Source organism: Roseburia sp. AF02-12 (assembly GCF_003461765.1).
Lineage (GTDB): Bacteria > Bacillota > Clostridia > Lachnospirales > Lachnospiraceae > Roseburia_C > Roseburia_C amylophila.
In genome coordinates this window covers 1,852,069-1,875,792 of the sequence record NZ_QTXS01000001.1, presented here as the reverse complement: position 1 = coordinate 1,875,792, position 23,724 = coordinate 1,852,069, and the positions used below count along the sequence as shown (strand labels likewise).

Annotated in this window: 20 protein-coding genes; 15 read left to right on the top strand and 5 right to left on the bottom strand. The window is 43.1% G+C overall.

What is annotated here, in order from left to right:
- Positions 1–92 precede the first annotated feature (92 nt).
- From DV740_RS09130 to DV740_RS09115, 4 genes are all read left to right on the top strand, one after another.
- The gene (locus DV740_RS09130; protein WP_158561546.1) at positions 93–1,526 is read left to right on the top strand and encodes a helix-turn-helix transcriptional regulator; all 1,434 of its coding nucleotides are present in this window, start codon (positions 93–95) and stop codon (positions 1,524–1,526) included.
- Between the two features lie 103 nt (positions 1,527–1,629).
- Positions 1,630–2,211 (top strand): hypothetical protein, encoded by a 582-nt coding sequence (locus DV740_RS09125; RefSeq protein ID WP_118087906.1) that lies wholly within the window; start codon positions 1,630–1,632, stop codon positions 2,209–2,211.
- 22 nt (positions 2,212–2,233) lie between these two features.
- Positions 2,234–4,069: a hypothetical protein gene (locus tag DV740_RS09120; RefSeq protein WP_118087905.1), complete on the top strand. Its 1,836-nt coding sequence runs from the start codon at positions 2,234–2,236 to the stop codon at positions 4,067–4,069.
- A gap of 86 nt (positions 4,070–4,155) precedes the next feature.
- The gene (locus DV740_RS09115; protein ID WP_118087904.1) at positions 4,156–4,833 is read left to right on the top strand and encodes a TIGR00266 family protein; all 678 of its coding nucleotides are present in this window, start codon (positions 4,156–4,158) and stop codon (positions 4,831–4,833) included.
- Positions 4,834–4,967: 134 nt separating this feature from the next.
- On the opposite strand, the gene DV740_RS09110 is transcribed toward DV740_RS09115, so the two are convergent.
- Both DV740_RS09110 and DV740_RS09105 read right to left on the bottom strand, forming a co-directional pair.
- On the bottom strand, positions 4,968–6,215 hold the full coding sequence (locus DV740_RS09110; RefSeq protein WP_118087986.1) for a 6-phosphofructokinase: 1,248 nt from the start codon (positions 6,213–6,215) through the stop codon (positions 4,968–4,970).
- A gap of 28 nt (positions 6,216–6,243) precedes the next feature.
- The gene (locus DV740_RS09105; protein WP_022242757.1) at positions 6,244–7,026 is read right to left on the bottom strand and encodes a DeoR/GlpR family DNA-binding transcription regulator; all 783 of its coding nucleotides are present in this window, start codon (positions 7,024–7,026) and stop codon (positions 6,244–6,246) included.
- A 346-nt stretch (positions 7,027–7,372) separates the two neighbouring features.
- Here DV740_RS09105 and DV740_RS09100 point away from each other — a divergent pair, with 346 nt between their 5' ends.
- The 6 genes from DV740_RS09100 to DV740_RS09075 are packed head-to-tail and all read left to right on the top strand — an operon-like array spanning position 7,373 to position 14,184.
- On the top strand, positions 7,373–9,361 hold the full coding sequence (locus DV740_RS09100) for an alpha/beta hydrolase family protein (RefSeq protein ID WP_118087903.1): 1,989 nt from the start codon (positions 7,373–7,375) through the stop codon (positions 9,359–9,361).
- 60 nt (positions 9,362–9,421) lie between these two features.
- Positions 9,422–11,161, top strand: coding sequence for a dihydroxyacetone kinase subunit DhaL (gene dhaL, locus DV740_RS09095; protein WP_118087902.1), 1,740 nt, complete (start codon positions 9,422–9,424; stop codon positions 11,159–11,161).
- Between the two features lie 5 nt (positions 11,162–11,166).
- Positions 11,167–11,607, top strand: coding sequence for an RpiB/LacA/LacB family sugar-phosphate isomerase (locus tag DV740_RS09090; RefSeq protein WP_118087901.1), 441 nt, complete (start codon positions 11,167–11,169; stop codon positions 11,605–11,607).
- Positions 11,608–11,620: 13 nt separating this feature from the next.
- Complete coding sequence (tpiA, locus tag DV740_RS09085) at positions 11,621–12,406, top strand: triose-phosphate isomerase (protein ID WP_118087900.1); 786 nt, start codon at positions 11,621–11,623, stop codon at positions 12,404–12,406.
- Between the two features lie 12 nt (positions 12,407–12,418).
- On the top strand, positions 12,419–13,255 hold the full coding sequence (locus DV740_RS09080; protein WP_118087899.1) for a transketolase: 837 nt from the start codon (positions 12,419–12,421) through the stop codon (positions 13,253–13,255).
- Complete coding sequence (locus DV740_RS09075; protein ID WP_118087898.1) at positions 13,243–14,184, top strand: transketolase family protein; 942 nt, start codon at positions 13,243–13,245, stop codon at positions 14,182–14,184. The genes DV740_RS09080 and DV740_RS09075 overlap by 13 nt, the downstream gene beginning before the upstream one ends.
- A gap of 48 nt (positions 14,185–14,232) precedes the next feature.
- Here the strand turns inward: DV740_RS09075 and DV740_RS09070 are convergent, their stop codons facing one another.
- From DV740_RS09070 to DV740_RS09060, 3 genes are read right to left on the bottom strand one after another with little or no spacing between them, the layout of a single operon-like run.
- The gene (locus tag DV740_RS09070) at positions 14,233–15,654 is read right to left on the bottom strand and encodes a HAMP domain-containing sensor histidine kinase (RefSeq protein WP_117698357.1); all 1,422 of its coding nucleotides are present in this window, start codon (positions 15,652–15,654) and stop codon (positions 14,233–14,235) included.
- The gene (locus tag DV740_RS09065) at positions 15,651–16,352 is read right to left on the bottom strand and encodes a response regulator transcription factor (protein WP_117698358.1); all 702 of its coding nucleotides are present in this window, start codon (positions 16,350–16,352) and stop codon (positions 15,651–15,653) included. The genes DV740_RS09070 and DV740_RS09065 overlap by 4 nt, the downstream gene beginning before the upstream one ends.
- A 41-nt stretch (positions 16,353–16,393) precedes the next feature.
- On the bottom strand, positions 16,394–18,772 hold the full coding sequence (locus tag DV740_RS09060; RefSeq protein WP_118087897.1) for an endonuclease MutS2: 2,379 nt from the start codon (positions 18,770–18,772) through the stop codon (positions 16,394–16,396).
- 214 nt (positions 18,773–18,986) lie between these two features.
- Between DV740_RS09060 and DV740_RS09055 the strand changes: the two genes are divergently transcribed.
- From DV740_RS09055 to DV740_RS09035, 5 genes are all read left to right on the top strand, one after another.
- Entirely contained in the window at positions 18,987–20,261 is a 1,275-nt protein-coding gene (locus DV740_RS09055; protein WP_117841531.1) for a S1C family serine protease, read from the top strand.
- Between the two features lie 13 nt (positions 20,262–20,274).
- Entirely contained in the window at positions 20,275–21,222 is a 948-nt protein-coding gene (locus tag DV740_RS09050) for a 3'-5' exoribonuclease YhaM family protein (protein WP_022242746.1), read from the top strand.
- Positions 21,223–21,227: 5 nt separating this feature from the next.
- Positions 21,228–22,589, top strand: a complete 1,362-nt coding sequence (gene rlmD / locus DV740_RS09045) for a 23S rRNA (uracil(1939)-C(5))-methyltransferase RlmD (protein WP_118087896.1) — start codon at positions 21,228–21,230, stop codon at positions 22,587–22,589.
- 206 nt (positions 22,590–22,795) lie between these two features.
- Positions 22,796–23,521, top strand: a complete 726-nt coding sequence (locus tag DV740_RS09040) for a DUF4238 domain-containing protein (protein ID WP_147342275.1) — start codon at positions 22,796–22,798, stop codon at positions 23,519–23,521.
- On the top strand, positions 23,494–23,724 hold a 231-nt coding region (locus DV740_RS09035; RefSeq protein WP_442969787.1), incomplete at its 3' end, for a hypothetical protein. The genes DV740_RS09040 and DV740_RS09035, both read left to right, overlap by 28 nt.

Genomic DNA, 23,724 nt, shown 5'->3' with positions numbered 1-23,724 from the left:
TGAGACATTTGTCAACTTGATGGAAAGAGACAATTGTATATAATGAAATTAAGACAAAAGAATGGAGCAGGGAACAGACAATGAGACAATTTATGAAACCAGAAAGAATTCGAATCATAGCAGTGCTGGCTATTTTCAATTATATATTTTTAGGCTCGGAGTATCTGTTTGACAATATGATACGCTATGCAACAGATTCCGCAGGAGTAGTAAGGGCACAGAACTATGTGCTGGGAATCAGCGTAATAGGATTCCTGTTATTCCCATGCATTAACCGTTATTTTAACCAGAAGATGCGGGAGATAGGTTTATATTTATTGCCGATGGCAGGAATCATCTGCATTTTCGTAATTCAGGAGCATTTGTCCTATCGAAGTATGCTTTTATCCGGATTCCTGCTTTATATTTTATATGGCATGATTGGAAGTGCTGTACATTATTATGCTGTGGTAAGCCTTTCGACAGAAAAAGGACTTGCACAAACCGTTGGATTTGGATATGCCTTTGGATTATTGCTTCAGTTTATCAGCAATAATCTGATACATAACAGCACTGTAGAGTCTGTTGTACTTTCCGTTTTTCTGGCGGCAATGGTATTGCTGGTTCGCAGACTGAGTCTGGAATGCAGCCGGGGGATAGTAGGAGCAGAGGATTCAGGGTCAGATTCAGATACTGATATCCGGAAGAATAACAGGCGAAGCCTCCGGCATCCGATGCTTGCGGCATTGCTTTTGATTTCGATAGTGGTTCTAATGACATGCATTTTTTCCAGTCTGGACAATGCAGTAACTTTAGTACATGCAGGTGGAAGTATAGATATTGGTCAGTGGCCGAGATTATTGCTTGCGGTAAGCGGACTGTTGGCAGGAGTGCTTTTTGATATAAAAGAGCATAGATTTATGCAGATTATGATGTACTGTGTGACACTGCTTTCAACAATGTGTGTAGTGATAATAGTCTGGGGCGGACCATTTATGGCGGGTCTTATTGTGTTCTATTTGTCCGCAGGCTTCTTTGTGGTATATTTTACCACCAGTTTTATGGACCTTTCCTATTATATGAAAGTACCGGAGTTATGGGCTGGACTTGGAAGGGCAACAAATAATATCTGTGTCGGGATTACAGGAACTATTTCCCTGATGCTGATAGAGACCGGGGATGGAATGCGCATCAGCATCATAGCATTGATTTTATTTGCAGTTATCAGTATGCTGGTATATTTGTATATGGTACAGTTTCGTATGGATATACAGGAAGAAAATATGGCGAAAATGTTGGAAAAAGAACGTGAAAAATTTTTGGAGGATAAATTTCAGGCGTTTGTGAAGAATTATGCACTTACAAACAGGGAGCAGGATGTGTTAAGGTTATTGCTTTCTTCTGATGAAAGTGCGCAGGTAATAGCAGAGCAGCTATATATTTCAAGAGCAGCATTGTACCGTTATATGGCCTCTTTAAATGAAAAAACAGAGACGAAGTCGAGAATTGGGCTTCTTCAGTTCTATTATAGCTGGAAACAGCCATAAATTGTGGAAAATCCCTAACATGAGACAAATGTAAACTTATCAAAACAGGTGGGAAAAGCGTATATTCATATAGTAAAAGGACAGAAAAGGAAGGAGGAAAAACGTGAGAAAAAAATCCATTAGAGGATTGCTTTGTCTGCTCGTGCTGGTGGTACTGGGAGGCTGCGGAAAGGCAAAAGTTGAGTCTGCTTCTACAGAGGAGATCGTTCCGGTAGAAGAAATGGAACAGGCAGAAACAATTAACAATACGGATGATACAGAGGAAGAAAATACAGAAGCTGTCTGTGAAAAGATAAAGGAAGCTGCACAGGAGGTTATTACTGAAGAAAAAATTGAGGCAGAGCTGGAGGTGGCTGATTATGAAAGTGAGAATGCAGTGCCGCAAAATCCATGCACTGCCTGTGGCGGAACCGGAAAATGTCAGGAATGTAAAGGTGATGGCTACCGGGGAAGTGGATATAGTGTATCCTGTCCGAGATGTCATGGAGCATTGACAGAGACCTGCATTTATTGTGATGCAAACGGAAACAGTACGAAGCATGAAGGAATTTGTGATTTCCCGAACTGTATGGGAGCACATGTATATGCATGTACCATATGTGGCGGAGGAACCAAATCGGTCACCTGCGAAAGCTGTGGAGGCACCGGAGCCTGCAATGTGTGCGGTGGAAGTGGCAGTTTATAGAAGAAAGTAAAGGAGAAAAAATATGAAGATGCGAAAGAAAATTTCCTGGTTGTTAAGCTTTTTTATGGTATTTTCATTATTTATGGGAAGTGCCGGCATGATTGTAAAAGCTGATGGACAGAAAGCAGTGGTCAGAATTGCAAGACAGGACAGCACAGCGACCGGAACCGTGTATTATAAATGGGATACGGCGGCTGAATGGACGGAAGTAAACCAGACTGCATATAATGATACACCAATAGAAATAAACAGACCGGATGACAGTCTTGACCATACAGTACATTTTAAAGTAGTATGTGGAACGGATACAATAATCAATCACTGTCAGGTGAATAAAAATGGTGCACAGGATGCAAGTCTTGACAAGAATATACTTACATCAGAGGGAGGACAGGCATTTTCTGTAAGTGCCTCAGAGCAGGTGGAACTGATTCTGGAATTTCGCACTGCAGCATCCGGAGGCGGTGGTTCCACAACAGGTCCGGCATCCGGAGAAACAATTGCAGTTACCGCAACTGCAGTGGGAGGAACAATTGGAGACTTACAGATAGATGGCATGAGGATTGGTTCCGGAATGGGAACGAATATATCGGGCAGCTTTGCTGGAGATAAGACGCAGCAGCACAGAGTGGCAATTGCAGCAGATTTTGGTTATGCATTTGCATCCATTATGGTAAATGGAACAGCAATTCCATTAGGTGGAACGACAGACAATCTGGAATTTGAAGTGGCTCCGGCAGATTCCTATCAGATTGAAGTAGCACTGACTACGAACAGCAGCCGTAATTATAATATTATATGGGCACCATCCCTTACAGTAGCAGAACAGCATGGATTTGGAAATGACTGCGTTATTGAACATGGAAGCGTGGAAATAATCAGTGCACAGTTAGAGGATGGGACTGTAGTAAATGCAGCAGAACTGGCAGGTAGAAATATAGCAGATGCATCCACAAGACTGGATGGAGACTTTGGCTATGCCGAATTTAAAGCAGGCACCAAAGTAACCATTAAGTTTACACCGGATTATGGTTATCAGTTATTAAGCGCATCTTTAAATGGCGGAAAGCTGACAGCAGTAGATTCACAGGTAGGTACCTTTGTATTGGATATGCCTGCAACAGATTTACATCTGAGTGCATTATTTACAAAGTCAGAGGATAAAGTAAATACGGCAAGTACAAAAGTAGACGGTGCAACCCTTGGAAATGCAGAAAACATTATTGGTTCCGGAAATCTTCAGTTAAATATTGCAGATATCAGTGGAACAGAACTGAATCAGATACAGAGTGGCATGCAGGCACAGGCAGGAAATGGAGAGATTCAAAGCTATCTTTCCATGGATTTATTCCAGGTCGTAAACAAAGGAAATTCCAACGATGCATGGGAAACCCAGTTGACCGATTTAAATGCGAAATTAAATGTAACCCTTCAGGTAAAAGATGAGATGAAGAACCAGCAGGGAACTTATTATGTGATTCGAGAGCATGATGGTGCCTATGAAAAACTTCCTGCAACGTATGATGCAGCAAGTGGAACCATAACCTTTGCAACTGATAAATTTTCGGCATATGCACTGGTATTTGAAGCCGGAACTTCATCAGGTACAACAACGCCGGGAAGCGGAACAACAGGAAATGGTGCGGCAGGAAGCAGCACAGCAGGAAACGGTAACGGCACAACAGGAAGCGGTACTGCAGGAAATAGTACAACAGGAAATACCACCGCAGGAAACACATCACAGACCACAACCGTGAAAACAGGAGACATGACTCCGGTTGGCATCTGGTTTTTACTGGCACTGTGCAGTGGCGTAGGAGCTATTTATTTTGGATGCAGAAAACGGATAAAAAATTAATAGAATATATTGGCAGACCACTCCGATATTGTTATAATGAAGAAGGTTCATGAAAATGTTATGCAAATCAGCAGGAGGGTTTAGAAATGAGATTTAATATTGAAGGCCAACCAATGCCGGTTGTAGTCTGTGAATTAGAGTCAGGCGAAATGATGATTACCGAAAAGGGAGCAATGTCCTGGATGTCTCCGAATATGCAGATGAATACGGTTGGCGGCGGAATTGGAAAAATGTTTGGAAGAATGGTTAGTGGAGAGAGTATGTTTGTAAATACATACACTGCAATGAATGGTCAGGGAACCATTGCATTTGCATCCAGTTTTCCAGGATGTATCCGGGCATTTGAGATTCAGCCAGGTTCAGATATTGTATGTCAGAAGTCAGCATTTTTAGCATCTACTTCAGGAGTTGAATTGTCCGTATTTTTCCAGAAGAGAGTAGGAGCCGGTTTCTTTGGCGGAGAAGGATTTATTATGCAGAGACTTTCTGGACAGGGAATGGCATTTGTTGAATTTGACGGCTATATCAAAGAGTATATGCTTCAGCCTGGCCAGTCAATTATCGTAGACACAGGATATCTTGCAGCAATGGATTCTTCCTGTTCTATCGACATACAGACCGTACCTGGCCTTAAGAATATCATGTTTGGTGGAGAGGGAGTATTCAATACCGTAGTAACCGGACCGGGTCGTGTATTCTTACAGTCCATGCCAATCTCACAGATGGCAGGATGTCTGCGCCCATATCTTCCGAGCGGAAAATAAGAGATGAATTTAATTAACAGTAGATAGATATGCTCCCTTCTGGGTAGATAAGTGAAATAATAAAATCACTTACTACTTAGGAGGGAGCATTTTCTATATCTAAATCAAAAATAAGGGTGAGCGCATCCAATCGTTTACTGGGAAATTTGTGCTTGAGACGAAAGATGTGATACATCCATATAGTTTGGAAGTCCGTTGTGATATGCAATCGGAACTTCGCCCTGTATCAGCGGGGTGAGATAAGTAAGCATCTCATACGTGACATTGTTGCCTCTGGCATTAATCCATTCGCGCGGAACGGATTTCGCTTCGTTTGCTATATTTTTGATCTCTGCGTAGTCGTATGCAATGGTATAGGGTGCATCAGAGGTTCGTTTCATAATGACCATCGAAGCGGTGACACCCTGCAGAGCCAACGATACGGCTTTCTCTCCGGATAAGAACGCTTCCTTTAAATCGGTGGCAGAGGAGAGATGCACTGCGCAGCGCTGCAGGATGTTAATTTCAACGGAGCGGACCTTGACAGGAAGGCTTGCCCTGATCAGAAGTTCCAAAGCTTTTCCGGCGCCACTCAACTGGCTGTGACCGAATGTGTCGGAAGAGTTTTCTCCAGCACTGATGTAATTGCCGTTACGGTCATGAATTCCCTCTGAGACGGCGACAATCACATTGTTTTGCACGGTGAGAAGATCACGCACATCTTCAACAAAACTTTCGGTGTTAAAATCACTCTCCGGAAGATAGATCAGGTGCGGCGCGCTGCAATATGAATTGCGAGCGAGTGCGGATGCAGCCGTCAGCCAGCCGGCGTCGCGTCCCATAATCTCGATAATCGTAACGCTTTTAACTGGATAAATAATCGTGTCATGCGCAATCTCAAGGAGTGTAGATGCGATGTATTTTGCAGCAGAGCCAAAGCCCGGAGTGTGATCGGTAATCATAAGATCGTTGTCGATGGTCTTTGGGATGCCTATAATCTGAATATTGCTACCGATTGAGTCAGCATAAGAGGAAAGTTTTAACACGGTATCCATTGAATCATTTCCACCGATATAGAAAAATGCCTTAATGTTTAAAGCCTTAAATTGTGCAAAAATCTTCTCATAATCGGATGCATCTTCATGGTAATCCTTTAATTTGTAGCGGCACGAGCCCAGATACATGGCCGGTGTAGTTGCAAGCCGCTGTAATGTGTCTTTGCCGGAAGCCGCCAGCTCCGTAAGATTTAAGTAATGCTGGTTCAGAATACCGAGAATACCATTGATCGAACCGTAGACTGTTCCATAATGTCCAATAGATGCGCGGATGACGCCCACAAGACTGGCATTGATTGCAACGGTCGGACCGCCGGATTGCGCAACGATGCAATTAGGTAAATTTATATGCTGTGTCATGGTAAAAATCCTCCTCCTATACGATATAAAGTTTGATACCCATATCCTGAATAATGTTTTTCCATTCATCCGTAATGCCGCTGTCTGTGACAATTGCATCGACGGAATTGAGCGGTGCAACAAAAGCAGAACGTACCAGTCCAAACTTGCTGGAGTCTGCTACGAGAATTGTGGAAAGAGAAGAGCTCATTGCCGCCTTTTTCGTCAGAACTTCATAGTTGTGCGCACAGGTGATGCCGAGTGCTTCGTGAATACCGGATGCAGCAAGGAAGAACTTGCTGGCACGGCGGCTTCTGATCAGTTCATTGGCATAGGAAGATTCAAACATCTGATCTGCCTTGTGCAGCAGACCGCCTGCTAACGTGAGCTGGATGCCTTCCTTTGGGAAAAGCTGCGTTAATGTATAGTAGTTATAACATGTAATATTCAGATTAATATGTTCCGGAATAAAATATGCCATAGCTGCAATCGTTGTACCGGAATCGAGGATGATGGTGTCGTTCGGTTGAATCAGTGACGCGGCAAACTGTCCTATCATCTGTTTTTCCTTCGCAAACTTCGTCTGTTCCGAGTGAAGCGTGTATTCGCTTTCAATATTTGTAATCATAGACTTGTCATTGACCGGCAACTGGATTCCGTGACTGCGCACAAACAGGTTATTCTCTTTTAAATATTTCAGATCCCGCCGTATCGTCATCTCGGATACATTTAACATTTCCGAGAGATCTTTGACCGATAGGGAAGGTGATTCCTGCAAAAAGGAATAGATTTCATTGATTCGTTGCTCCTTTTTCTTCAATATGTTCACCTCTCATTAAAAAAATCACAAGTTATTTGTATAAAGTATAACATAATACAACTTAAAAATGTTAGAAAATGTTCAAAAATGTTTGATTCATGAAAAATATACAAAAAAACAATATTTGGATTGTGGAAAATAGTTATACTGATAAAATGAAAATATTAAGAAAATATTGGAAAATAAAGAAATATTGAGAAAATGTGCGAAGTAACAAAAAATATAAAAATGTTAGAAATTGTTCAAAAACTAACAAATTTGGATTTGATGTACATAAAAATTCGTGGTAAAAAATAATTACAACGTATGAAGTGCACTACAATATACAAAAGTAAAGGAGAACGATATGGTAAATTTAAGCAGAAAAAAGTATGTGAGACTGCTTGTCGTAGCACTTATCATCTGTTTGATCAGTATGATCGGCGCAAGTCTCGTCAATACGAACTTTGGACACATCAAAGTACAGAACTTTAGTATTGAGGATGCAAACGGACACAAGATAGCACTCGTAATGTACAAACCGGAAAATGCAACGGCTGAGACGCCTGCACCGTGTGTTGTAACATTACATGGTAGTTTCGATGCAAAAGAGACACAGGATTACACCTGTCTGGAACTTGCAAAGAGAGGATTTGTTGTATTGTCCATGGACTGTGACGGACATGGAGATTCCGATAACTACAAAGACAACCCAATGGATGCTTTCTTTACAGTAACCGCGAACCCGGGTTCTGCATTTGAGGATATTTCTACATCTCCTGGATCAGGAATGTGTGATGTTGTAAATTACGCTTACAACAGCCTTTCATTTGTAGATAAGGATCAGATCGGTATCACAGGACATTCTCTTGGCGGTAAGATGGCGAATGCCTGCCTTGCTTACAACAAGATTCAGGAAGCAAACGGTGGTGTAAATCAGGTAGCAGCAGTATTCCTTATGGGAAATCAGCAGCTAAACATTGATGGTGTATGGCAGGATCATTTAAATTATGATCCGGATGACACACCGGACAGCGGCGACGAGATTCCGTTATACTACGATGTCGATTATGGTATTGATGCCGGACAGTTAGATGAGAACAACTATCAGACAGAAGCCGGTGGACCGCAAAACTTCTATAAGTCAGCCAATGCAAGAGTTCTCATTAACGAGCTTGATAATTATGATTTGCAGGAAGGCGATGATGTTGAAGTTGGCAAGATCTACGAAGGAACCGTACAGGGTTCTGAGGAGAAATATATCCGTGCTTTATATCAGCCTTATGAGACACATATTTTAAACCATTACTCATTGGCAACAACATCAAATCTGGTTGACTTCTTCCAGAATGCTTTTGAAGCACCGAATTACATTGATGCAGGAAGCCTTACAATCCAGTACAAGTGGTTCTTTAATACCATTGGTGTAATCGGATTCTTCCTCTCAGTATATGCATTTGCAAGTATTTTATTAACAACCGGTTTCTTTGGTACATTACTTGCCAAGAAGGAAAGCGACATCTACGTTCCGGCAGCACCAAAGGGTGTCAAAGGAAATGTAATTTACTGGGTATTCTTAGCATTAGGCGGATTACTTCCGGCAACATTCATGATTCCATTAGAGCAGTGGATTGGTGCCCACAAGGGAGCAGATTTCGCGACACGATCACTCTTCGGAACGAAGATCTGGCCACAGGGATTAACATTAGAACAGGGTATGTGGACAGGTGCGGCAGGACTCCTTGGATTAGCATTCTTCGCAATCGGTTATTTCCTGGTTAGTAAGAAGAATGGTGTAAAACCTGCTGACTGGAACTTAAAGATGAGCAGGTCCAATGTAGGTAAGACTATTTTAATCGTACTTGCATCAATTGGATTTGGATATGGTGTTGTAGGCTTTGCGAAGTACTTCTTCGGAGTAGATTTCCGTTTTATCAGCTATGTGATCAAGTGGCCTTCAAGTGGATCGCTCCTGATTGCATTAAGATTTATCCCATTAGTTGCAGTATTCTACTTTGCAAATGCACTGTGTCAGAACCTTTGCAATATGGTGGCAGGAAGAAAAGAGTGGTTAAATACATTACTGATGTGCCTTGCAAACATTATTGGTCTTGTATGCATCTGGGTTTACCAGTACTCAGGACTGATCTCAAAAGGAGTTGTAAGACTCGATAGTGCACGCGTAATGCTTACATGGCCATTATTCATTAACCTGACTGTGTGCACCATCATTTCCAGAAGATTCTATAAGAAGACTGGAAAGGTTTATATTGGAGCACTCATGAATACAATCCTGTTTACAGTGATTGGTTGCGCAAACACAATGACATTGTACTGTACAAACTGGTGGTTCTAAAAAACTGGGGGAGTATCCGGGATACTCCCCCAGCTATTAAAATCTGGTATGGAGGTAGAAATGAGAAAGATTATAAACGATCCTGATAACATTGTAGAGGAGATGATGGAAGGCTTTATTGCGGCGTATCATCATATGTATTACAAACATCCTGAAGTAAACAGTGTGATCAGCCGATGCAGAAGAAAAAACAAAGTGTCGTTGATTATCGGCGGTGGAAGTGGACATGAACCGATGTTTTCCGGTTTTGTAGGAGCAGGACTTGCCGATGCTGCATGCTGTGGAAACATTTTTGCTTCACCGGATCCGAAGAATATTTACGAAACTGGAAAAAGCATTGATGAAGGCAAAGGAATTCTGTTTGTATATGGCTGTTATGCAGGCGATAATCTGAATTTTGATATGGGTGAAGAGTTCCTGAATGCCAAAGGAATCAAGACCGCACATGTGCGTGTACAGGACGATGTGGCGAGTGCACCAAAGGAGCGAAGGGAAGACCGAAGAGGCATCGCAGGTGATGTCTTTGTGATCAAGATTGCCGGAGCTGCATGTGATGCAGGATTAGAACTTGAAGAAGTAACAAGAATTACGGAGAAGGCAAGAGACAATACCCGTACAATCGGAGTAGCCACAGCACCGGCTCAGCTTCCGGGAGCGGACAAGCCCATCTTTGAATTAGGTGAGGACGAGATTGAATACGGAATGGGACTTCACGGTGAAAAAGGTGTAGAGAGAACCAAATGGGAACCGGCAGATGTTCTGGTAGAGAAAATGTACCGTCAGATTATGGAAGATTCAGACTTGAAGCGTGGTGACAAAGTATGTGTTTTGGTCAACGGCTTAGGTTCCACAACAATTTTAGAACTATCAATCGTGTTCCGTAAGTTAAACGAACTGTTAAAAGAAGATGGAATCGGGATTTATGACACGGATTTAAATAACTACTGTACCAGTCAGGAAATGGGTGGATTTTCTATCACATTGATGAAACTGGACGATGAACTGAGGAAATATTACGATATGCCATGCTATTGTCCATTCTACGCAAAGGGAGCGGTTGAGCCTGTTGGAGGAGTGGCGGATGAGATTGAAGATACAGCACCAAAGAAAGAGAAGAAAGAAAAGAAGCAGCGGATAGCAAGCACTTATGTGAGAGGAAAGCATTACGAGAAGTTAAATGCAGAGGACTGCAGACAGATGCTTTTGTATATCGCGGATAAGATTCTGGCGAATGAGCCGTATCTGACCGAGGTGGACAGTGCAATTGGAGATGGCGATCATGGAATCGGCATGGCGACTGGCATGAAAAATGTGAAGGAAGTGCTTCTTGATATGGAAGGCGAGAAAAATGTATACAGTATCTTTGAGGAAGCCGGTAAAGCAATGCTTCTTAGCATGGGCGGTGCTTCCGGTGTTATCTTCGGAAGCCTTTATCTGGAAGGTGCTCTTGGTACGGAGAGCAAAGACTACCTTACTGCTGAGGACTTAAAGGCAATGGAAGAGAAGAGTCTGAAAGCCATCCAGGAGCGTGGCAAGGCAAGCGTCGGAGACAAAACAATGGTTGATGCGCTGGCACCAGCGGTAGAAGCAATGCAGCAGCATTACACCGAAGGTTTGGAGAAAATGCTCGAAGAGGCAGAGGCAGGCGCATTGCGCGGAGTGGAAAATACGAAGGATTGCATCGCCAGATTTGGCAGAGCAAAATCACTCGGCGAGAGAGCATTGGGATTCCAGGATGCAGGTGCAACCTCAACATGGTTGATCTTCCAGAGTATGAGAGAATTTGTGAAAGGAGAATAAGTAATATGAAGATAGCAATCGGATGCGACCCAAACGCACAGAAAGAAAAAGAAGAGGTTATAGCATTTATTGAGAAGAAGGGATACGGAACTGTAGAGGATTTCGGAAGTGAAGATCCAATCTATGCAAACGTGGCCATTAAGGTCAGCGAAGCAGTCGCTTCCGGTGGGTACGACAGAGGAATTTTAATCTGCGGAACCGGAATCGGAATGTCCATCTCCGCAAATAAAGTAAAAGGTGCATACGCGGCACTGGTTTCGGATGTTTATTCCGCACAAAGAGCGCGTTTGAGTAATGATGCAAATATCATCTGCATGGGAGCTTTTACAACTGGAAGCAAAGTAAGAGAACTGTTAGTTGAGGCATTTTTCGAGAACGAATTTGCAAAGGGATGTGTTTCACAGCCGAAAGTTGATGCGTTTGTGGAGTACGATCAGAATAGATAAGCAGGTAAAGCATATGAAACGAAAGAAATATTTTGGCAGTAATTTAAAAATGTATAAGAATGTCGCACAGACGGAAAGCTATCTGAAGGAGCTGGCAGACAGAACGAGAGAGCTTTGCATGCAGAATCCGGATATGGAATTGTTCATTCTGCCGTCTTACACGTCTTTGGAAACAGCGTCAAAAAGTACGGATCAGTCCGAAATCCATCTTGGTGCACAGAATATGTGCTGGGAGGATGAAGGTCAGTTTACCGGTGAGATTTCTCCGGTTATGTTAGAGGAACTTGACCTTCACCTTGTAATGGTAGGTCATTCCGAGCGCCGACATGTCTTTGGAGAGAGCAACATTGAGGAAAACAAGAAGATGCTCGCCGCGATGAAGCACGGCTTTACTGGTCTTCTATGCATCGGCGAGACGAAAGAAGAGAAAGGGTACGGTATCGCAGATGAGGTACTGCGTACACAGATCAAGGTTGGTCTGCATGGAATTGCGGCAGAGGATCTGGATAAAGTATGGATTGCATATGAGCCGGTATGGGCGATTGGTGTCAATGGTATACCAGCACCAGTGGAGTATGCACAGGAAAAGCATCATGTGATCCGAGAGACATTAAGAGAACTGTACGGCGAAGCCGCAGATGTTGTTCCGGCACTGTATGGCGGAAGTGTGAATCTTGAGAATGCGACTAGGCTTTTTGTACAGCCGGATATTGATGGCTTATATGTAGGAAGGGTTGCATGGGATGCAAAGCGTTTTGCCAGACTGATTGCCGATTGCCTGGCAACGGGTGTCAGGTAGAAAGGAGTCAGCATGACAGAATCAGAATTAAAGAAGACAGCGAATGAGGTGCGCAAAAATATTATGACCGCAGTGTATTATGCACATTCCGGTCATCCGGGAGGATCCTTATCCGCAGCAGATATTTTAACGTATCTCTATTTTGAGGAGATGAACATTGATCCCAAGAACCCGAAGAAAGCGGATCGTGATCGTTTTGTATTGTCTAAGGGACATGCAGCACCGGGCTTATATTCCACCCTTGCGGAGCGCGGTTATTTTGGCAAAGAAGAGTTAAAAGGCCTTCGCCATGTGGGCTGTTTCTTACAAGGGCATCCGGACATGAAACATACACCGGGGGTAGATATGTCATCTGGTTCGCTCGGACAGGGCATTTCTGCAGCTGTAGGTATGGCTTTGGCGGGCAAGATGGCCAATGCGGATTATCGGGTTTATGCATTGCTTGGTGATGGCGAGATTCAGGAGGGACAGGTATGGGAGGCTTCTATGTTGGCAGCCAATCACAAGCTCGACAATCTGGTTGTAATTGTGGACAACAATAATTTACAGATCGATGGAACGGTGGAAGATGTCAATTCTCCGTATCCGATCGATGAGAAATTTAAAGCATTCAAGTTTCATGTGATCAATATCAACGGAAACGACTTTGGAGAGATCGCAGCAGCCTTCAAGGAAGCACGCGAGCATAAGGGACAGCCTACTGCGATCATTGCAAAAACGGTAAAAGGCAAAGGCGTTGCGTTCATGGAGAATCAGGTCGGCTGGCATGGCAAGGCACCGAATAAAGAGGAATATGAGACAGCAATGAAAGACTTAGAGAAAGCAGGTGAGGCATTATGTCAGAAGTAAAAAAGATTGCGACGCGTGACAGTTACGGCGATGCATTGGTTGAATTGGGAAGGGAGCACGACAATCTCATCGTATTGGACGCAGATCTGGCTGCTGCCACGAAAACTGCCGTATTTAAGAAAGCATATCCGGAGCGTTTTATTGACTGTGGTATCGCGGAAGCGAACATGACCGGTGTAGCGGCAGGACTTTCCACATGCGGAAAGGTTCCGTTTATCAGTTCTTTTGCAATGTTTGCAGCAGGCAGAGCGTTCGAGCAGGTGCGTAATTCCATCGGGTATCCGCATTTGAATGTAAAAATCGGTGCGACACACGCAGGAATCACTGTCGGCGAGGACGGAGCAACCCATCAGTGTAACGAGGATATTGCCCTGATGCGCACGATTCCGGGCATGGTTGTGATTAACCCGGCGGATGATGTGGAAGCACGCGCAGCCGTCAAGGCGGCTTACGAGTACGAAGGACCGGTGTATTTACGATTTGGCAGATTGGCACTTCCAGTCATCCACAATGAGTCAGATTATACATTTGAGATTGGAAAAGGCGAAATTCTTCGCGAGGGAAAGGATCTGACAATTGTTGCAACCGGTGCAATGGTGAGCAATAGCCTTGAGGCTGCCCAAAAACTGAAAGAAGACGGTATCGAGGCAAAGGTGATTAACATTCATACAATCAAGCCACTCGATGAGGGCCTGATTGTTAAAGTAGCAAAAGAGACCGGCAAAATTGTCACGGTAGAGGAGCATTCCGTGATTGGCGGACTTGGAAGCGCGGTATGTGATGCACTTGCGGTGAAGGCTCCGACTCAGGTTTTAAAAATCGGAATCAACGATACGTTCGGCGAGTCCGGACCGGCAGTGGAACTGCTTAAAAAATATGGGCTGGATGCAGACAACATTTATGCAAAGATTAAAAGCTTTGTAAAATAATTCAAATAAGCAGCAGGAAAGCCTATATAGATGGTTTATAAAACTGCCTTATAACTCTTCCCGCTGGGCTGCCGGCAGGGTGAAGATAAATTCTGTGCCGACTCCTTCGGTACTGATGACGTTGATATTTTCATCATGTGCCTGAATAATTTCTTTTACGATAGAGAGTCCAAGACCGGAACCCTTCTTGTCCTTTCCACGGGACAGGTCGGTTTTGTAGAAACGCTCAAAAATTTTGTTCTGGCTGTCTTTTGGAATTCCGATGCCGGTATCCTTGACAGAAACAAATACTTTTTCGCTTTTCTTGGTGGTCTCAATGGTGATTTCAGAATCATGGTGGCTGAACTTGATGGCATTGTCAATCAGATTATAAACCACCTGCTGAATCTTGCTCATATCCGCTTTTACATAAAGTGTTTTACCGGCAAGAATCAGGTGGAAGGAAATCCGTTTGGCTTTGCAGGTTCCCTCAAAGGTAAGACAGGTCATTTTAATTAACTGGTTAATGTCAAATTCGCTGACGTCTAACATTGTGCCGTGGCTGCCGTATTTATTTAACTCTAAGAGGCTCTGGGTGAGCTTGGACAAACGGTCTGTCTCGAAAACAATGATATTTAAATATTTTTCCTGCATCTCCGGTGGAATCGTTCCGTCTAACATGGCTTCCACATAACCTTTGATGGAAGTAAGCGGAGAACGGAAATCATGGGAGACATTGGAAATAAATTTACGCTGGTCATCCTCCAGGGTATTCAGCTCGTTTGCCATATAATTTAGAGAAGCGGCAAGATAGCCGATTTCATCATTTTTATGTACCGGAATTTTATAACTGAAATTGCCCTCGGCAAAAGCATCAGCACCCTTAATCATTTTGCGGATTGGGATGTAGACCTCGAAGCCAATGATAATCAGTAACAGGGTTGCACAGATAAAAATCAGAAGCAGAGTCAGGTACATAATATTCAGTAAATGTGCATGATGGTGCGTGATTACGGAAAGCGGCTGGTGAATCAGCACATATCCACGCACCTTGTAATTAATCGTAATCGGCGAAAATACCGTAAGATGCGTATCGTCATAATAATTATAAAAAGAACCGGTGGTGTAATATTTGCTGCCAAAATCTGCCACATTAAATCCGTCAATGTGTGTCAGGTGGTCCATGTCCACAGATGCATTGGAGTTAATCAGAATATCACCATCTGTATTCATGACCCATATTTCTGAAGAAAGATAAGTGCTAAGGGTGGCAAGACTGTCATGCAAGTCATCTACCGTAATATCTTCATTGAAATAGTTTGAAGCATAGGTAGATGCAATCATATTGGCTTCCTTGTAAAGCCGGTCAACTTCGGTATCTTCAATATATTCATAAGTATAGTGGGAGCTGAAGGTGGATACGAGAATAAAGCCGAGAATGCCAAAAATCACATATCCAATCAGCAGCTTCAGATAAAGTCGTTTCTTCATTCTTTAACCTCGAATTTGTATCCGATGCCCCAGACCGTAGAAATGCTCCAGGCGGTATGATCGTTAATTTTCTCACGAAGTCTTTTTACATGAACGTCAACGGTTCTGGTATCGCCTACGTATTCATAGCCCCAGATATGGTCTAAAAGCTGTTCTCTGGTAAATACCTGATTCGGTGAGGATGCAAGAAAATAAAGAAGCTCTAACTCCTTTGGCGGCATATCAATTGTTTTGCCGTAATATTCTACGGAATAGTTGGAAAGATTGACCACCAGATCCGGATAAGTAACACATTTTAAATCCGGCTGTACAGGCTCCTGCTTCACCGGCTGGTAGCGGCGGAGCACCGCCTTGACTCTGGCAACCAGTTCTTTGGAATCAAAAGGCTTCATGATATAGTCATCTGCCCCCAGCTCCAGTCCGAGAACCTTGTCAAAGATTTCACCTTTGGCAGATAACATAATAATCGGAACATTTGCTTTTGCCCGGATTTCACGGCATACCTGATAACCATCAATGCCCGGAAGCATCAAATCAAGAAGAATCAGATTTGGTGCATAGGTTTCAAATTCTTTCAAAGCAGATTCCCCATCATGAACCATCTTTGTGTCAAAGCATTCCTTCGTGAGATACAGGGAAATCAGTTCTGCGATATTAACATCATCATCTACAATTAAAATTTTCTGTTTTGCAGCCATAGGAAACTTCCTTTCTGTTTTACGTAGTTCATATACTTGATTTATTTAAATTCTGCAATGGTAACACCGGCATCTCCTTCACCAAATTCTCCTAAGTGGAAGGACTTGATATAAGACTGTCGTTTCAAATGACTCTGTACGGCACTGCGCAGGGCACCGGTTCCTTTTCCGTGTACGATGCGTACGGAAGGAAGATGTGCAAGATAAGCATCATCCAAGTATTTATCCAAAAGAGCAATAGCTTCATCCACTGTTTTTCCAATCAGATTGATTTCTGTGGAAACAGAAGCGGATTTACTCATCTTAAGCTTTCCGGCACCGGTCTTGGCATATTTCTTGCTGCCCGGAGCAGCATCTTCAATTAGTACTAAATCCTTGATGTTTACCTGGGAGCGGAGAATTCCCATCTGCACAAAGAGGTCACCCTTTGCATTCGGCAGGGAGTGTACCGTTCCGGTTAAATTCATACTTAATACTTTTACGCTGTCACCGATACGAAGCTTCTTTGGAACCTTTGGATTGTAGATGGCAGTATCTTTTTCCTTTGAGCTCTTTTTCTCATTGGCAGCCATTTTCTCCCGGATATTGGTACGCTGTTTTTCCATTTCCTGAATGGAAGGTCTGGTAGTGCCATATTTATTGAAATTACGGATTGCCTCATCTGCAGTATCTTTGGCTTCCTGCAGAATCTGGTTTGCTTCTTCTTTTGCTTTACGAAGAATGGCATCCCGGCTTTCATCTAATTTTTCCTGCTTGTTCTTTAACTGCTGTTTTAATGCAGCAATTTCTGATTTGTAACGGTTGATTTCGGCCTGTTCTTTCTCTATGGTGATGCGGCTTGCTTCCAGGTCAGAAAGTAAATCTTCAAAATTCTGTTCATTACTGCTGATACGGGTTCTGGCATCCTCGATTAAAGTATCGGAAAGACCGAGTTTTTTGGAAATTGCAAAGGCATTACTTTTTCCCGGAATACCGATGAGAAGACGGTAAGTCGGACTTAAGGTCTCTACATTAAATTCGCAGCAGGCATTTTCAATTCCACTGGTAGTTAAGGCATAAATCTTAATCTCACTGTAGTGGGTGGTCGCCATGGTACGGATGCCTCGACTGTGAAAATAAGATAAGATAGAAACCGCCAGGGCAGCGCCCTCCGTAGGGTCAGTTCCGGCACATAACTCATCAAAGAGAACCAGGGAATGTTCATTGGCTTCTTTTAAAATGTGGATAATGTTGGTCATATGGGAAGAAAATGTGCTTAAGTTCTGCTCAATGCTCTGTTCATCTCCAATATCTGCAAAAATATCGTCAAAAACAGCAAGCTCACTGCGGTCTCCGGAAGGAATCGGAAGTCCCGCCTGTCCCATCAGAGTGAGAAGTCCCACAGTTTTTAAGGAAACGGTTTTACCACCGGTATTCGGGCCGGTAATGACAAGCTGGTCAAAATCGCTGCCTAAGGAAATGTCGATAGGAACTACTTTTTTTGCGTCCAGCAGAGGGTGTCTGCCCTTTAAAATACGAATTTTCCGTTCCGTATTAAAATGCGGTGTAATTCCATTGTATTCCAAGGCATAAGCTGCTTTTGCAAATATAAAATCAAGCTCTGTTAAAATCTGATAATCGGTTTCAATGGCAGGAATATATTCCCCTGCTTTTGCCGATAAAGTGGCAAGAATAACGGCAATTTCGTCCTGCTCTTTGATGGATAATTCTTTTAATTCGTTGTTCAGATTTACCACAGCCATTGGCTCAATGAAAAGAGTAGAACCGCTGGAGGACTGGTCATGCACCATACCGGTAATCTGGGATTTGGCTTCGGCTTTTACCGGAAGGCAGTAGCGGCCGTTACGCATGGTAATGACAAAATCCTGCAGGCAGTTTCTGACATTCTGGTTATTTAACATCTGGTTTAACTGCGCATGGATGCGGTCGCCGGTTGAGCGGATAGAACGGCGGATGGATTTTAAATTACTGCTGGCATCATCACTGATTTCATCCACAGAAATGATGCAGCGGCGGATCTCATCACAAAGAGGACTAAGAGGTTCTAAACCATCAAAAAGTTCGCTCAGGGAATCAGACGGAAAATCTTCCCGTTCCTTTCTGCCATAGGCTTTGACCCGGCGGGCAGTCTCTAATAATTTACAGAGGCCGAGAAGCTCTTCGATATTCATGGTTCCGCCGATTTCCACACGCCGGATGGCGGAAGAAAGCGGTTTGATACCGGAGCAGTCAAGCCGTCCCTTTTTCAGGCTGCGGTTCATGGCATCCTTAGTCTGCTGCTGTGCATTGGTAATCTCTGAGAGGCTGGTGGAAGGAAGCAGGGAAAGACAGCGTTCCTTGGTATCCGCACCGAAAGCATACTCCGCGAGCCGCTCTACAATTTTATTATATTCTAATGTTCTTAAAACCTTTTGATTCATAAATATTCTCCGTAAAATGTACTAAAAATCACTGCTTCTATTATACCCCAAACCGATTGTGGTGAAAAGGGCGGTTGAAAATAAGTTTCCGGATAAATGACGAAATTGGCACGTTTTTTACATTCCGGCATCTTTTTTAAAAAATGTTGCAACATAGGCAGATAGAAAGTATAATTAAAATTGGTTGTATTTACAGTAGAAAAGAGGATTCCCTATGTCAGAAAATGAAAAAGAGGAATTTGCATTTATCAAAGAGAAAATCAAGAACAAGCCGTTAAATAAGAGACGTATTATTTTAAAAACGGCATTTACGGTTGTGCTTGCGGTTGTCTTTGGACTTGTATCCTGTTTTGTATTTACATGGATGCGCCCGGTGATGGAAGAGTGGCTGAATAAGCCGGAGGATACCAGGGTGAGCATCCCAAAAGATGAAGAGGTACAGCCGGATACGGAAGAAGAGACAAATTCCACGGAGACAGGTGTAGACGAGCCGGATGTAGAAGAAGGCTTAAAAGAGCTTACACCGGAGGAATATCAGAAATTACAGAGTAAGCTTTATGCGATTGGAAGCGAAGCAAATAAGTCCATTGTTACGGTGACAGGTGTGACCAGTGATGTGGACTGGTTTAACACGCCTTATGAGAGACAGGGACAGGCAAGTGGGGTCATTATTGCGGATACCGGTCAGGAGCTTCTGATTATGACAGAGCGCAAGGTCATAAGCGGAGCAAAATCCATTCATGTGACCTTCCTTGATAACAGCACCGTAGAAGCGGAGCTTAAAAACTATGACGGAAATACCGGAATTGCGATTTTAAATGTAAAACGTTCCGACATCGAAGAAAGCACTCTGGGCAGAATTAAAGTGGCAGTGCTTGGAAATTCACTTCAGACCACACAGGGCAGCGTTGTGCTGGCACTGGGCAGTCCGCTGGGAACGAATTTCTCCATATTGACAGGAAATATTACATCGACTTCTAACAGCATTTCCACCTTTGATGCAAACTACAATGTACTGACAACAGATATTGTGGGCAGTAGTCAGGGAAGTGGTGTACTGGTCAATCTCTCTGGTGAAGTGGTTGGAATTGTTATGCAGGATTACAGCAGCGGCGATGAGAATACGCTGACCGCAATTTCCGTTTCCCAGTTGAAAGACATTATCGAGAAGCTTTCCAATGGACAGGATATTCCGTATCTTGGACTGAAACTGACTTCTGTAACATCTGACATTGAAAAGGAATATGACATACCAAAGGGCGTATATATTAAATCAGTGGGAATTGATTCCCCGGCGATGGCAGCAGGCTTGCAAAGCGGTGATGTCATCGTAAAGATTGCCGGAGAAAATGTAGAGACAGCGCAGGCATATAAGAATGTGTTATCCGGGCAGACTCCGGGAGATGTTGTAAAGATTACCATAAAACGCCAGGGGGCAGCAGGCTATGTAGAAATCGAATGTTCTGCAACCGTTGGTGTACTAAAATAGAAAGAGGAAAATTATGCATTATATTGAAACATTACGCGAAGGCGAAAGAGTAAATGAAATCTATCTTTGTAAAAATAAGCAGTCAGCGCTGACGAAGGCAGGTAAGCCTTATGAAGCATTGATTTTACAGGATAAAACAGGCACACTGGATGCAAAAATCTGGGAGCCGGGCTCTGTGGGAATTGATGATTTTGACCGCTTTGATTACATCAATGTGGTGGGAGATATCACAAGTTTTCAGGGCGCATTACAGTTAAATGTAAAGAGGGTCCGGAAAGCAACAGAGGGAGAGTATGAACCAAAGGAATATCTTCCGGTCAGCGAATATAATGTAGATGAAATGTATGAGCAGCTACTTGGATATATTAAGCAGATGGAGAATCCATATCTTAAGAAACTGGCAGGCAGTTTCTTTATCGAGGATGCAGATTTTGCAAAACGTTTTAAATTCCATTCTGCAGCAAAAAGCGTACATCACGGTTTTGTGGGCGGACTTTTAGAGCATACTTTAAGCGTAACGAAGCTTTCTGCTTATTTTGCTGACAACTATAAGATTCTCAATAAAGATTTACTGGTTTGTGCCGCCATGTTTCACGATATCGGAAAGTTAGAAGAGCTTTCTACTTTCCCGGAAAATGATTACACCGACGAGGGACAGCTTTTAGGACATATCATGATTGGAGCCATGGAAATTGCAGAGCGCATCAAGACCATCGATGGTTTCCCGGTGAAACTGGCACATGAGATGGAACACTGTATTCTGGCACATCATGGAGAGTTAGAGTATGGTTCTCCGAAGAAGCCGGCATTACCGGAAGCTGTAGCATTAAGCTATGCAGATAATATTGATGCAAAGATGGAGACCATGCGTGAGCTTTTGGCAAACGTACCGGAAGGAGATACTCAGTGGCAGGGATTCAACCGTCTGTTTGAATCGAACATCCGCAGATCGAGTATATAAGAAATATGAAAAAAGATGACATTGTTACACTGACCATTGACGATATCGGAACTAACGGCGAAGGTATCGGAAGAACGGAAGGCATCACACTTTTTATCAAGGATGCTCTGCCGGGAGACATGGTTCGTGCCAAAATCATGAAGATGAAAAAAACTTATGGCTATGCCCGCCTGATGGAAATTCTTAAGGAATCCACCATGCGGACAACCCCGCCATGCCCGGAGCATAAGCGGTGTGGTGGCTGCCAGATCCAGGCACTTTCTTATGGGAGCCAGCTTAAGTTTAAGGAAAATAAAGTACGCAACAACTTAAAACATATCGGCGGATTTGAAAATCCAAAGGTCTTACCAACACTTGGCATGCAGGAGCCTTACCGCTACCGGAACAAAGCACAGTTTCCGGTGGGTTATGATAAAGAAGGCAATCTGGTGGCAGGCTTTTTTGCGTCCAGAACCCACAACATTATTCCGGTGCAGGACTGTCTTTTGGGAAAGGAAGGCAACGGAAGAATCCTGTCCCTTATTTTAGACACCATGAAATCCTATGGCGTCAGTGCCTATGATGAGAAAACCGGAAAAGGCTGCGTCCGCCACATCTTAATCCGTTACGGCGAGAAAACCGGAGAGTGGATGGTCTGCTTTGTCATCAACGGAAAGAAGCTGCCGCATGCAGAAAGTTTTATTGAAGTATTAAAAGATTTGCCGGGAATGACAAGTATTACTGTAAATATCAATGAATCCCGGGGCAACGTGATTTTAGGAGAAGAAACATATACCCTCTATGGAAAGGGTTACATTACAGATTATATCGGAACGATTTCTTTTCAGATTTCTCCGCAGTCTTTCTATCAGGTAAATCCGGCGCAGACAGAGGTGCTTTATAACAAAGCTTTGGAATATGCCAATCTCACCGGCGAAGAGACGGTCTGGGATTTATATTGCGGCATCGGAACCATTTCCTTATTTCTCGCACAGAAAGCGAAGAAGGTTTACGGTGTGGAAATTGTACCGCAGGCAATCGCAGATGCCAAAGAGAATGCCCTTCGAAATCACATTTCCAATGCAGAATTTTTCGTTGGAAAAGCAGAGGAAGTCTATCCGGCATACTGTGCCGCCCATGGCAAAGAAGCCCGTGCAGAAGTTATCGTAGTGGACCCGCCACGCAAAGGCTGCGAGGAAGCCCTCCTTGCCATGATGTGTCAGATGGCACCACAGCGTATCGTCTATGTAAGCTGTGATTCCGCAACCCTGGCCCGGGATTTGAAGTATCTTTGCAGCCATGGATATGACCTTGTGGAGGTGCAGCCGGTAGACCAGTTCGGTCATACGGTACATGTGGAGACGGTTGTATTGATGTCAAAAAAATAAAATCAAGTGCCAGAAAGTAGCGTATTTCCGGGCTTTTTCGGAGGTTTGGATTAGAAGCCAGACTTCTGAAAAAGCTCGGTTTTCTTATATGGAAACATATCTACTGCAAAATGTGTGTCAGGTTGTGACTTCGGATTAGATAACGCAAATTGAGTGTGTGGATTAGATGTCAGGGATTTTGAAGTGATTTTTGAAAGAGGAAAAAGTTGACAACAAATCCGGCAACTCGACCATTTTTGGTGGTTGTAGGCAGCGGAATAGATGTTGGGAAGGAGGAGGTTAGAATGCCGACCAAAAAGCAACACTTTGTTCCACGTGTTTATATGAAGGCATGGGAAACACAAGTTGAAACCCTTAAAGAGCCCGATAAAAAATTCAATGGAATTTATGTAATAAAAGATGGAAGTATTGGGGATGGCGCAAACAGAAATTCCGTTCTTTGGAAGCCTCATTTATATACCATAAATTTTAAGTATTCATTTATTTGCAATTCATGTGCAAAGGTGAAATCGCAATATGTTGATTTGATTTATGATTTGCTTAAGACGGGATTTAAACAGCCTGTTTATGGGAAATTAGGATATAGCATCATCAAAACAAAAAAGAGCATAAATAAGCATTTCTTCGAAATACATGATTGGGACTTTTATTATTACGATGGAAATGTAGCAAAGAAAGCTGCTATATTGAGTCAAATAGATGCACTTAACTGTTATATTTTAGAAGATTCATTTGATGATTACTTGGGAAAAAACTGGGAAAATATCATGAATTCATTCGTAAGTGGTGTTCATAATGGCCAGCCAATTGGACTTGAAAGAAGTGAAAGAATCATATATGAAGACATCGCAAGGAATATGATATGTACCCTCTTTACTGGACAACCAGTAAGGAGGGTGTTTTTATGCGTTATAGTTATGAGTTTAAACTGATGTGTGTTGAATTGTATCATTCAGGTTCGTATCCAGATATCCCAGAGGGTACGAATCCAGATACTCTCAAAAGACATATACGAGAATGGTCTGGATTGGTTGATTTACATGGTCCAGAAGTTTTAAAACATAAGGTGTTCAATAAAGTGTGGACACCAGAAGAAAAGCTTGAACTGGTTTTAATGGTTATTGCAGGTATACCA

Excerpts from the sequence above, each read along its gene's own strand:
- tpiA (WP_118087900.1), top strand. The coding sequence starts at position 11,621 with ATGAAACGAAAGAAATATTTTGGCAGTAATTTAAAAATGTATAAGAAT.
- rlmD (WP_118087896.1), top strand. The coding sequence starts at position 21,228 with ATGAAAAAAGATGACATTGTTACACTGACCATTGACGATATCGGAACT.
- DV740_RS09065 (WP_117698358.1), bottom strand. The coding sequence starts at position 16,352 with ATGGCTGCAAAACAGAAAATTTTAATTGTAGATGATGATGTTAATATC.
- DV740_RS09080 (WP_118087899.1), top strand. The coding sequence starts at position 12,419 with ATGACAGAATCAGAATTAAAGAAGACAGCGAATGAGGTGCGCAAAAAT.
- DV740_RS09060 (WP_118087897.1), bottom strand. The coding sequence starts at position 18,772 with ATGAATCAAAAGGTTTTAAGAACATTAGAATATAATAAAATTGTAGAG.
- DV740_RS09090 (WP_118087901.1), top strand. The coding sequence starts at position 11,167 with ATGAAGATAGCAATCGGATGCGACCCAAACGCACAGAAAGAAAAAGAA.
- DV740_RS09070 (WP_117698357.1), bottom strand. The coding sequence starts at position 15,654 with ATGAAGAAACGACTTTATCTGAAGCTGCTGATTGGATATGTGATTTTT.
- DV740_RS09075 (WP_118087898.1), top strand. The coding sequence starts at position 13,243 with ATGTCAGAAGTAAAAAAGATTGCGACGCGTGACAGTTACGGCGATGCA.
- DV740_RS09050 (WP_022242746.1), top strand. The coding sequence starts at position 20,275 with ATGCATTATATTGAAACATTACGCGAAGGCGAAAGAGTAAATGAAATC.
- DV740_RS09100 (WP_118087903.1), top strand. The coding sequence starts at position 7,373 with ATGGTAAATTTAAGCAGAAAAAAGTATGTGAGACTGCTTGTCGTAGCA.
- dhaL (WP_118087902.1), top strand. The coding sequence starts at position 9,422 with ATGAGAAAGATTATAAACGATCCTGATAACATTGTAGAGGAGATGATG.
- DV740_RS09055 (WP_117841531.1), top strand. The coding sequence starts at position 18,987 with ATGTCAGAAAATGAAAAAGAGGAATTTGCATTTATCAAAGAGAAAATC.
- DV740_RS09130 (WP_158561546.1), top strand. The coding sequence starts at position 93 with ATGAAACCAGAAAGAATTCGAATCATAGCAGTGCTGGCTATTTTCAAT.
- DV740_RS09115 (WP_118087904.1), top strand. The coding sequence starts at position 4,156 with ATGAGATTTAATATTGAAGGCCAACCAATGCCGGTTGTAGTCTGTGAA.
- DV740_RS09120 (WP_118087905.1), top strand. The coding sequence starts at position 2,234 with ATGAAGATGCGAAAGAAAATTTCCTGGTTGTTAAGCTTTTTTATGGTA.